This window comes from Sphingomonas sp. PAMC 26617, from assembly GCF_000242835.1.
Classification (GTDB): Bacteria; Pseudomonadota; Alphaproteobacteria; order Sphingomonadales; family Sphingomonadaceae; genus Sphingomonas.
On sequence record NZ_JH594425.1, the window covers coordinates 463341 to 473600 of the forward strand.

General features: G+C 62.6%; 8 protein-coding genes and 2 pseudogenes. 4 read left to right on the forward strand and 6 right to left on the reverse strand.

The window, feature by feature from the left end; translation table 11 throughout:
* The 3 genes and pseudogenes from RH91_RS01840 to RH91_RS22975 all read left to right on the forward strand — a co-directional run.
* The coding region (locus tag RH91_RS01840; RefSeq protein ID WP_010160792.1) for an NTP transferase domain-containing protein at positions 1-665 on the forward strand (665 nt) is incomplete at its 5' end.
* Positions 666-1251: 586 nt separating this feature from the next.
* Positions 1252-1362, forward strand: a pseudogene (locus RH91_RS23550) (integrase catalytic subunit); the annotation flags it as partial.
* 89 nt (positions 1363-1451) lie between these two features.
* Positions 1452-1721, forward strand: a complete 270-nt coding sequence (locus RH91_RS22975) for a hypothetical protein (protein ID WP_010160793.1) — start codon at positions 1452-1454, stop codon at positions 1719-1721.
* Between the two features lie 770 nt (positions 1722-2491).
* On the opposite strand, the gene RH91_RS01855 is transcribed toward RH91_RS22975, so the two are convergent.
* Positions 2492-3772, reverse strand: coding sequence for a Gfo/Idh/MocA family protein (locus RH91_RS01855; protein ID WP_010160795.1), 1281 nt, complete (start codon positions 3770-3772; stop codon positions 2492-2494).
* Between the two features lie 257 nt (positions 3773-4029).
* On the opposite strand from RH91_RS01855, the gene RH91_RS01860 reads away from it, so the two are divergent.
* Positions 4030-5418, forward strand: a complete 1389-nt coding sequence (locus tag RH91_RS01860; RefSeq protein WP_037478452.1) for a glycoside hydrolase family 47 protein — start codon at positions 4030-4032, stop codon at positions 5416-5418.
* A 175-nt stretch (positions 5419-5593) separates the two neighbouring features.
* On the opposite strand, the gene RH91_RS01865 is transcribed toward RH91_RS01860, so the two are convergent.
* The 5 genes and pseudogenes from RH91_RS01865 to RH91_RS23555 form a co-directional block, all read right to left on the reverse strand.
* Positions 5594-6250: a sulfite oxidase-like oxidoreductase gene (locus tag RH91_RS01865; protein WP_010160797.1), complete on the reverse strand. Its 657-nt coding sequence runs from the start codon at positions 6248-6250 to the stop codon at positions 5594-5596.
* Between the two features lie 185 nt (positions 6251-6435).
* Positions 6436-7200, reverse strand: a complete 765-nt coding sequence (locus RH91_RS01870; RefSeq protein WP_029623520.1) for a ThuA domain-containing protein — start codon at positions 7198-7200, stop codon at positions 6436-6438.
* A 303-nt stretch (positions 7201-7503) separates the two neighbouring features.
* Positions 7504-8319: a transporter gene (locus RH91_RS01875; RefSeq protein WP_081469486.1), complete on the reverse strand. Its 816-nt coding sequence runs from the start codon at positions 8317-8319 to the stop codon at positions 7504-7506.
* 134 nt (positions 8320-8453) lie between these two features.
* A complete protein-coding gene (locus RH91_RS01880; RefSeq protein WP_010160801.1) occupies positions 8454-9362 on the reverse strand; it encodes a TauD/TfdA dioxygenase family protein in 909 nt (302 codons plus the stop codon).
* Positions 9363-10077: 715 nt separating this feature from the next.
* Positions 10078-10260 (reverse strand): annotated as a pseudogene (locus RH91_RS23555) (ATP-binding protein); the annotation flags it as partial.

Genomic DNA, 10260 nt, shown 5'->3' on the forward strand with positions numbered 1-10260 from the left:
CCCCGCTCAAGCCTCTCTGCCCGGTCGGAGGTAGACCGCTCATCGATCATGCGATCGTCGGTCTGGCGGAGGCCCGACTGGAGAATGTGGTAGTGGTGCTGGGTTACGGTGCCGAACAGATCGAGGCGCATATCGCGTCGACGACGTGGCCGATCACTGTCCAGACGGTGCGAACCCAGGATTACCGCAAGCCAAACGGCGTCTCGCTCCTTGCGGCGGAAGGGCATGCCGCCGGTCGGGAGGCGCTGCTGGTGATGTGCGATCATCTGGTCGACCCCGAACTCTACCGTCGCACCGCTGAAGCTGGCGCTGCTGGCGCGGCGCGGTTAGCGATCGACCGTCGGATCAGCAGCGACTGGGTCGACCTGGACGATGTCACATGCGTCCGGACCGAAGGCGAGCGGATCGTGGCGATCGGCAAGGGGCTCGTCGCCTACGACTGCTTCGATACGGGCGTGTTCGCGATCGGAGCTGGCCTGTTTTCCGCACTGCACGGTCTGGACGATCCCTCGATCACCGAGGGCATGCGCATACTCGCACAGCATGGGCGTGCGTTAACCCTCGATTGCAGCGACGTCGACTGGATCGATGTCGATGATCAGGCCGCACTGGACAAGGCGGACGCTTGGTTGCGCCGGAAGGGTGGAGTCGCGATACCGCGCTGACTCGCGTCGTCGTGCCGAGGAGAAACCGACATCGACGTTCCCCGTTCCGAAGCGGCGCCCGGCCTACAGCCCAATCGGAACGTGGTGGACGACGAAGCCCGCTACCTTGTCACTCCCATACACCGTACCGGCGTTGGGCTGTCGAAATGTCCCGGCGCGTGATCGGACGGGCCAGACGCACCATCGACAGACCGGAAGGCGAGAGGCTACTGCCCTGCGTCATTCGGAACGACGGATCGTTGCTGTCGTCGAAACTCGTCGGCGCTGTCGTGAGCCTGATCTGTCTCGCCATGTCCGCGCGTGAGCGACACTCTTCCGGGTGCGGCCCGTTCTTTCTCGTTCTCGGTTTTGCCGAAGGGCATGGTGTCGATCGCCGGATTTCAGAGCTGGCGGATCATTCTGTCCTGCAGAACCGGACCGGTGGCGTGGGGGACGAGGACGCACAAGTCTTCGAATTCTTACGAGCTTGCGGCATTGTCCATCTGACGGCGGCAGTTGCAAGATGCGCCATCATGATTTCAGGCATCTCAAGCGAGGGTCACGATCGGGGCACCGCGGCAGCCTTGGGGGCGGTGCGCCCCCCGAGCTCGGGTACCACCCATCGGCCCCAGAAGCCGCGACACCGTCATTGCCGGCTTCCGGTTCTGCTTCACTCCACCCGCGCGCTGCGATGGCGGCGAAGGTAAAAATGAACTAAGTTCGCCGCGCGCCCCGGTACGGGCTGCTCATCTCCCCAAACCGTGCTGCCCCATTGATCGGTCCCGCTGACGTTCCAGATCAGCGCCGTTGGCCGCATCGATCGCAGCCCACTGCGCGGCGGTATGGCACGTCGAGCTGGGCATGATCGATCCCGTGGACGTCTCTCGCCGACAGACCTTCTTTTCCTTGATGGGCTTGGTCAACTCGGGCTGCGACGAAGTACCGCCCCCCTGCGCATTGGCCGCAGCAGAAAGGGACAAAGCCACCGCAAGCAAAACGACATTCATATTGATTTCCTTTGGCGACGGGTGGGTCATTCAGTTGGTGTCGCAGTCGGAGTTTCATCGTGGCTTTTGAGACGTGGCCGGCGTGTCCCTACCGCTCCCATCTCGTTATCGATCTCAAATCTGCAACTTGATCATCTCGGTTTCAATTTTGTCAGCGCAGCTGAAATAGTTGCTCTAAATCCCTGCCGTCAACCCGTTACTCGGTCAGAGGCTTAATCATCCTGAAGCGGGTCTCTTCTCCCCTCAAGTGGAGTTGGGTCCGGCCTTGTAGGAAGGTCGAGGAGATAAGGTATCAGCTAGAGACTCGAAAGATTTGGTCATCTGCATCCTAAACGGCGCCGATGCGGGTGCTTTAGCGACCTGGCATGGCTGAGTAAGTCGCGATTTCAGCCCGGCAAATCCGGACATATAGCCATAACGCGGTACGTCCTGTTAGCTATTCTCGAACTTCTTGGCATAAAATCATCGGGCGAGGACAGCCCGGGCCATAGTCATCGGATGTCATGGCGGTCACTTCACCGCGTTTATCCGCGCTTACAGACGCCGCCCTCGGTTGAAAGATCGAGAAAACTTTCTATCGTGACGATACTGTAGTGTGCGTCTGGATTACGGACAAGGCTTAACCGACGCAGCATTTTGAGGATCGAGGTCTTCGCATTGAAGATTGGCTCGAACACCTTCGCGCGATTGTCTTCCTGTTCGAAGATCGAGCTGTAACCCTCAAACCCCAACTAGTCGAACAGGCGGCTCGGCTCCGACCATTGACGACGTCAGTGTGACGGCGTGCGTGCCACCCCGCAATCGTATGTCGGAGTGTCCGCCCAACCACTTTCAAGTGCGCTACTCCGGAAGAGGCTCAGGTCCGCGAAAGCGGTCGCGACCTGGCACCGCGGCCAGCCGCACCGTCCGTCCTGTGCGGGCTGCCTCGTAGATCGCCTCCATTATCCGCTGGTCCTGCGCGCCCTCCTCTCCGGGAGTGCGGGGCAACAAGTTCTTGCGGACGCATTGCGCCATATGGTCGAGCTCTAGCGCGAACTGGTTTTTGACGTCGATGCTGGTCTCAGCAGTTTGATCCTTGCCGTCGACAAGCCGCGTAACGCGCAGATCCTGCCCCTGATAATCGAAGGCATGCTCCATCTCGGCCCACGCATCGCCGCCAATCAGCTTCAGTCGCGATATCCGGTGGGTGCTGTAGCTCGACATGCAGTTTGCGATCGCACCGGAGGGAAATCGCAGCGTAAAGGCGACATTGTCCTCCACCTCGCGAAAGCGTGGATCGTCGGTTGGCGACCAAATCTGTGCGCTGACTTCGACCGGTTCTTCGCCCAACACCGCCCGCGCGGTGTTGAGGCAATAGAGCCCGACATCGGGCAACGAACCACCACCCGCAAGCGCCTTGATCTGCCGCCATTGTGCTGGGTCGCCCTGGTTCTGATTGTTGATCATGTCCATCAACGTCACCGAGCCGAGCGCACCGCTTCGCGCCAGGCGAATCGCCTCGCGCGCGTGCGGCTGATATTGCATCCGGTACGCGATCATCAGCTTCACATCGGCACCGCGGCAGGCCTCGATCATCGCATGACAATCGGACGACGAGGGCGCCATCGGCTTTTCGCAGAGCACATGCTTTCCCGCTCCGGCCGCCGCGATCACGTGCTGGCGGTGCAGGGCGTTCGGCGTAATTACATAAACTACATGCACCGCAGGATTGTCCCGCAAGCGCGCCATGTCGGCATAGGGATAGCAACTGTCGGGCGCGATGCCGTACTGCTTTGCGACCGCTGCCATCTTGATAGGCGATCCGCTGACCAGCGCCACGGGACGGGCATGTTTGGCTTGGGCAAAGGCAGGGAGCACCTGCTCGAGGGCCAGCTTCCCCAACCCGACGATTGCGAAACCGACTCGATCGGCCGGCGCATCGGCGTTCGGCGGAGGCGCGGGCTGCGCCTCGCTATTCGCCTGCGGGGGTGGGAACAAGACATTGCCGCCCCGGACGGTGCCTAGGTCGACAGGTGGCCGGCTCGCGTCCTGTGCCAGCGCCACTCCGCCTATGCCGAGCGCGCCCACGCCAAGCGACGTCATCGCTGCGCGCCGGGAAACGCCGTCTTCGGTGCCTGCCATCTATCGTCTCCAACACATGACCGGGCAACGCGGTCACGCTGCGAAGGCTCCGCGCCCGGACGCGAACCTCGCTATCTCTATGCTTAGAGCCGATTGGCGACGAGCGACGCAGCCTACCGCCGGAAGTATTAGCAGGATTCTGGCTACGTCGACCATTTTTCGGCGGACGATTCCGAACACCGATGGCCCGCTTCGGCATTGGCGAAGCGGCACTTTCGCCGCTAGGCCATCACTAAAGCTCGAAGGAGAAGGCGGCGATGCTGATCGATCGGCGAAGGGTATTGGCGGGCGCAACCGCGCTTGGTGGCGCGGCCGCGATACGCCCGGCCCTGGCCAGCGCTCAAACCGACTGGCACGCGCTCGCCGAGGATGTGAAAGCGCAGATGGCTTGGTCCTGGGATCGGTACAGGGAGCACGCCTGGGGCAAGGATGAGATCAAGCCGGTCAGCGGCAGCTTTTCCAGCTTCCCGCTCAAGACGCATCATCTCGGCCTCAGCCTGATCGAAGCGCTCGATACGCTATGGGTGATGGGCCTGGACAGCCGGTTCCAAGACGGCGTGGATTGGGTGAAGGGCAATTTCGACGCGGACGTCGATGGCGAGGTTTCGGTGTTCGAGACCTCGATCCGCCTCGTTGGCGGGCTGTTGTCCGCTCACCATGCTTGTGGCGACGCGGTGCTTTTGGCCAAGGCGCGCGATCTGGCAGACAGGCTTCTGCCAGCCTTTGCGACCCCGACCGGCATGCCCTATCGCTTCATCAATCTGAAGACCGGCGCGGTGCGTGAGCCACTCACCAGCCCTGCCGATATCGCGACCTATCTGCCCGAGTGGGGTACGCTCAGCCGCCTGACCGGCGATCCGAAATACGCCGCGACGGCAAGGAAGGCGATCGTGGCGGTGTTCGAGCGTCGCTCGAAACTCGATCTGGTCGCGACCAAGATAGACGTGCTGAGCGGCAAATGGCGTTCGCGGCAAGCGACCATCGGCTCCTATTGCGACAGCTTCTTCGAATATCTGTGGGACAGCTGGCAGTTGTTCGGCGATGCCGAATGCAGGCGGATGTATCATGTGTGCACCGCCGCGATCCTGAAGCACCAGCAAGTCTGGAAGGACGGCAGCCTGTGGTTCGCCGACGTCGATTTCGAAACAGGTGTGATCGTCGGCACCGAGCAGGACGAACTCGCCTCCTTCTACGGCGGCCTGCTCGCGCAGGGCGGCGCGATGAAGCTGGGTGCAGCCTATACGGAAAGTTGGGCCAAGGTGCAGAAGCGGTTCGGTGTCCTGCCGGAGGGCTATGACTACGCGACTGCCGCGCCCACTCAGCTTGCCAACGCGCTGCGGCCGGAGCTGGTGGATGCCGCCTTCACCTTGTGGCTCATCGATTGGGATCAACGCTGGCGCGACATCGGCCGAGTGCATTTTCTAGCGATGAAGCGCTGGAACAAGGCCGAATACGGCTACACCGATCTCGCCGACGTGACTGGAGACCCCAAGCGCCAAGCCGACCATTGCCCCGGCTATTGGTGGTCAGAGCAGATGAAGTATTACTACCTGCTGTTTTCGGACACGCCGAGGTTCGATTACAATCGCAATTACCTATCGACCGAAGGCAATGTTTTGATGGGCTTCAAGCGTCCGTCAGCCTGATTGGTGTACGGTTCTCGGGTTGCCACCCCCAGCATGCCGTTGCCTGCGCGGATGCAGACGTTCTAGAATCGCTTTGACCGAGATGCGGCCGCTAGCGGTCTCTCTTGGATGGCCGGCTTCGGACAATCGTTCAGGTTACTCCGAACAGTGCCAACGCAAACGCTGAACCTGCTGCTCACGAATAGCGCTCTTCCGACCACGGATCGCCTCGCATGTGATATCCATTGATCTCCCAGAATCCCGCTTTGTCGGCATCCAGGAAGTCGATCCCGTGGATCCACTTGGCGCTCTTCCACAGATAGAGGTGCGGGATCAGCACCCGCGCGGGGCCGCCATGCGCGCGGGTGAGCGGCTTGCCCTCCCAGCTATGGACGACCATCGCCGACTCGTCCGCGAAGTCAGCGAGCGGTACGTTGGTGGTATAGCCGTCATAGCCGTGCAGCAGGACAAAGGCCGCCTCGTCGCGCGGCTGGACGAGGTCGAGCAGGTCGCGCGTGGCAACCCCCGTCCAGGCGTTGTCGTAGCGCGACCACGTCGTCACGCAGTGCATATCCGATCGCGTCCGCCGCTGTGGCAGGGCCATGAAAGCGGACCAGTCGAGCGTCACCGGCCGCTCGACCAGGCCGCTGATTACCAGCGCCCAGCGCTCCACCGCCACGTCGGGCTGACGGCCCAGGTCGAGCACCGGCCAGTCGTGTACGAGATGCTGGCCCGGCGGCAGGCGCTCCCGCAGGGTGCCCGCCTCTTCCCCCGTGATGAACTTATGCTCGCTCGCCCAGCGTTGCTTCGAGCGGGTGAGCTTGCTGTCAGGCGGCGGCGTGTCATCGGTCATGGCGGTCTCCAGCGGCAGCCGCATCATCGATCACCGCCGCCGCGCGCGCAACCCGATCGACGCAGCGTGACCCGGATCATGCGGCGCGTTGCAGATCGCGCTTCCGGAAGCCGTTCGTTCGCCCTACCCTCGTAGCTGGCTGAAGGCGCACGCCTCGAGGCAGAACAGCACGTCTTGCGAACAAATTAATACTGTCGTCCCAACCCTGTAGCCGTCCAATAGACGCCGCCCAGCAAATGCTGAAGATACCGTTCGTCCCGATACATGTCGGGGGTATGGCCGAGGAGGGTGACGAACACGCGTCCTTTCTCATAATAGCGAAACCATGCCTCCGGATGATCCCCCATCCGCTTGCCGACCTGGCCGGGCCATATCCTGGTGGGGTCGTAGCTCGCCTCCTCAACTTTCAGAACGGGATCGATCCGGATGTCATAGGGATTGGCGGTGACGTAAAATTCGTCGCTCCAGATCCAGCGGTCGGGAATGCCAAACGTCGCCGGAAACCCCTTGTCCGCGACCGTGACGACCGCGGTCTGGATCATGGGATGATTGGTAAAGGAGCGTCCGACCAGCTTCTCGTACCAGGGCCAGGCATTGGGCGGGACGATCGCGGCGCGGTGCACCACCATGGCGTTGCCGCCGGTGCGCATATAGTCTTCAAAGTGCCGGCGCTGTGCCGCCGTCAGCTGCTCAGCCGGTGTATTCAGAAACAGGACCGCTGCGTATTGATGGAGGTCACCGTCGAACACCTCGGGATTATTCGTCCAGGTGATCCCGAACGCGTGAAGCCGTGCCAAACGTTCGAGGCTCTCGCGTACGATAGGAATATACTCGTAATGGTATTTGCTCGGCGTAGCGATCACGAGCACCTTGAACTGATCCTCTGCCCAACTTGTCGAAGGGATGAAAAGCCATAACAGCGTAGCAAACACCCGGACCATGGCTCTCATCGCGCACTCTCCCCGACAGTTCAGACGCTTGTACGACCGGCATCACCTTAAACCAGCTAGACCTTCGTCGTGGAGCGAAACTGCGCAAGACCGCACGTAAACGCCTGCTTTGGATGGCAAGGGGGCTCTCGGCATTTGCACAAGGGCTCGAGGGTGGCGGGTTAATGGTTTCTATATGCAGATTACCCGGTTGGGGGCGTAACCACCACTCCTGGCTGGCTCCATCTGAAGCGGACGCACGTCCAGTCTCACCGGATCTGCTGCACGTCCGCCTACCGAACTGGATCATGCGGCGCTACGCGCTCAAAATCGGTGCGACACGCCAGCAAAAATCTCGAAATTGGGCGCAGCCCGATTCAAGCCTACATTGGTACCAAGATCAAGCTGGAGGTTGTGGCTTAGCTGCCAGGAGAACGCGACGCTGCTGAGCGCCGGCGTGCCACGAACCGTTGGATCGGGATCGTCGTCGCGCGTCAGCTGCGCACTGACGGCAGCCTTCACCGCCTCGCTCAGCGAGTATTCAATCTCGACCGCACTGCCATACAGGGCATGGCGGCCACGACCGTCATCGTCCACCGCCGCAGCAACGAGCGGGGTAACCTGCAGCGAGACTTTGTCCGAGGTGCGGTAGGTAACTGGAAGCTGGAATGAGGCGCCCCAGTTCCCGGCGCCGATCGGCCGACGCCCGACCGGTAACAGCGCGGTCGCTATGATCGACATCGCCAGCCCGGTATCTTCCTTTCGTTCTACGATCGAGGTCTTCACGCCGACGGTGGCGTCGCCAACGCGGCCGGCGCGCTCGACGCTGCCGTCCGCGTGGCGGTCGCGCTCGAAGCCGTAGGGTGTCCAGCCAAAGCGGAGTTCCGTCTTGCCGCCTATGCCGTAACGGATCAGCGTGTCACCTATGAGGAAGGTATCGGCGCGTTCGCCGTCACCCCGCGCCAGCGTCCAGTCGGCCAGCCCGGTTTCGCTCTGGAGGCGGCCTGGCGCGGTGATGCAAGCGCTCGTGGTCAGGCCCGGGCGCTCGCTGCACAGTCGATCCGCATTACTGTCCTCGGCGTCCGCCGCCGCGGCGATGCATGTCACGCCGCAAGCCAGTATTGTGATAAGACCGCGCATAGTTTCCCCCTTGAACGGCTAGATGATTATTCTCGTCGGAGCGACGCTAGTGGCGGTTGCGCTGTTCGCCCTGCTGGCGCTCTTATTCCCGCCAATTTCGAACTTTCCCAGGTTCTGACTCTTGTAATCAGACCTTACGCCTCGCCCCCGCCGGATGGCGTATCCCCGCGGATCGTTACTCGTTCCATGCGGCGACGCGCCGGCCAGTAATCGGCGACCGGGTAATGCTGCGTGGCGCGATTGTCCCACACCGCGACAGCATTCGGCGTCCAGCGGAAGCGGACCTGATATTCGGGCACCTTGAACCGATCGAGCAGATACGCGAGCAGCTCGGAGCTTTCGACATCGTCCATGCCGTCGATCCGGCTGGTAAAACTCGCATTGACGAACAGGACCCGCTCGCCGGTTTCCGGATGCACGCGCACGATTGGATGATGTCGCGGCGGAAATTCGGCGGCGATCGCGGCGCGGCGTTCGGGCGCGACACGATCGCCGAAGTCGAACAACAGATCGTGTGTCGCGGTGCGCCCGGCGATCCGCGCCTTCACGTCTTCTGGCAACCCGGCATAGACCGCGGCGGCATCGGCCCACAGCGTATCCCCGCCGGTCGCTGGAATCTCGCGCGCGCGTAACACCGCCCCCATCGAGGGGGCCGCGCGGAACGTCACATCGGCATGCCACTTGTCGAGCGTCTGGAAGCGTTGGTTCCCAACGTTGTCCTCGACGCGCCCTTCCGATCCGCGGATGTCGAGGATTTCGGGATAGCCCGGCACATGCTTGATGACCGGATGCCCCTCGAGCACGCCCCACACCCGCGCCAACGCGAGATGCTGGTCATGATTGAGATTGAGGTCGCGGAAGAACAGCACCTTGTGTCGCAGTAGCAGCGTGCGCAGCGCCTCCGCCACCTCGGCATCTATCGGACTGTCGATCCGCACCCCAGCGACCTCCGCGCCGAGCACTGGACCGCAGGCCGCGACGGACAGGCCCGCGGCGGCTATCGCGTGCGCCGAAACAAGCGTTTCCCGTTCGATATCAGCCATAGCAACCCTCCAACGAGCATCAAAACAGCAACCCGCGCCAGCTCGGCTGAAGCGGCGGCCAACAACGCACCACAGGCGACAAGGACGAAGGTGGCCACAGCCGCGCCCAACGGCAAGCGGAACCGCGCCCCCGGCGCGCCAGCCTCACGCCGCAGCCGTAACTGGGCCGCGGCGCAGCCTACGAAGATCAGAAGTCGCGATGCACTCGATGCAGCAAGCGTCCTCACGAAATCCCCGCCCAGCGCAAGCGCGATGGCAACCGCCCCGGTTGTCAGAATCGCGAAGTCGGGTGTCCGCAGCCGCGGCGCGAGGCGTCCTGCCAGCGCCGGCAATTGCCCGGCCCGCGCCAGCGCAAGAACGAGGCGCGGCGCGGCGCGGCGCGGTGATCCACTGGCTGACGAGCGTCCCGAGCACAGTGAGTGCGGCGGCCGTCTCAGCGCCACGCGCAACCCCGTTGCCATAAAAGCGCGCGAGCAGATCGCCGACCGGTCGCTCGCTATCGGCGAGACCGAACACCCCACGCCAGCATGGGGCAATGACCCCGGCATACAGGAGCGTCACCATCACCCTTCCCGCGACCAGCGCAAACGGAACCGCGCGGTGGCGTTGATTACTTCCCCGGCAACTGTCAACGGCGGTCGCATTCCAGGCCAGCGGGGCGGAATAAAAGTACGTCATTGTTGATGTGGACCTGACGATATGTCGTCGAGCAGGCGGTGGTGACCTTGCCGCTTTCGGGGTCGATGATCTCGGTAGCTTGGTTTTGCTCCGCCCTGGCGACAAAGCGCCGACGCCCGGCCGGCTGCTTCAGCCGATAGCTGTCGCCGTTGATGGTCAGGATGCTGACGTGATGGGTGAGCCGGTCGAGCTGCGCACCGGTGAGCCGCTCGCTGCCCGG

Bases quoted from the DNA above. Each gene is read 5' to 3' on its own strand.
- RH91_RS01860 (WP_037478452.1), top strand. From the start codon at position 4,030: ATGCTGATCGATCGGCGAAGGGTATTGGCGGGCGCAACCGCGCTTGGT.
- RH91_RS01880 (WP_010160801.1), bottom strand. From the start codon at position 9,362: ATGGCTGATATCGAACGGGAAACGCTTGTTTCGGCGCACGCGATAGCC.
- RH91_RS01855 (WP_010160795.1), bottom strand. From the start codon at position 3,772: ATGGCAGGCACCGAAGACGGCGTTTCCCGGCGCGCAGCGATGACGTCG.
- RH91_RS01875 (WP_081469486.1), bottom strand. From the start codon at position 8,319: ATGCGCGGTCTTATCACAATACTGGCTTGCGGCGTGACATGCATCGCC.
- RH91_RS01865 (WP_010160797.1), bottom strand. From the start codon at position 6,250: ATGACCGATGACACGCCGCCGCCTGACAGCAAGCTCACCCGCTCGAAG.
- RH91_RS01870 (WP_029623520.1), bottom strand. From the start codon at position 7,200: ATGAGAGCCATGGTCCGGGTGTTTGCTACGCTGTTATGGCTTTTCATC.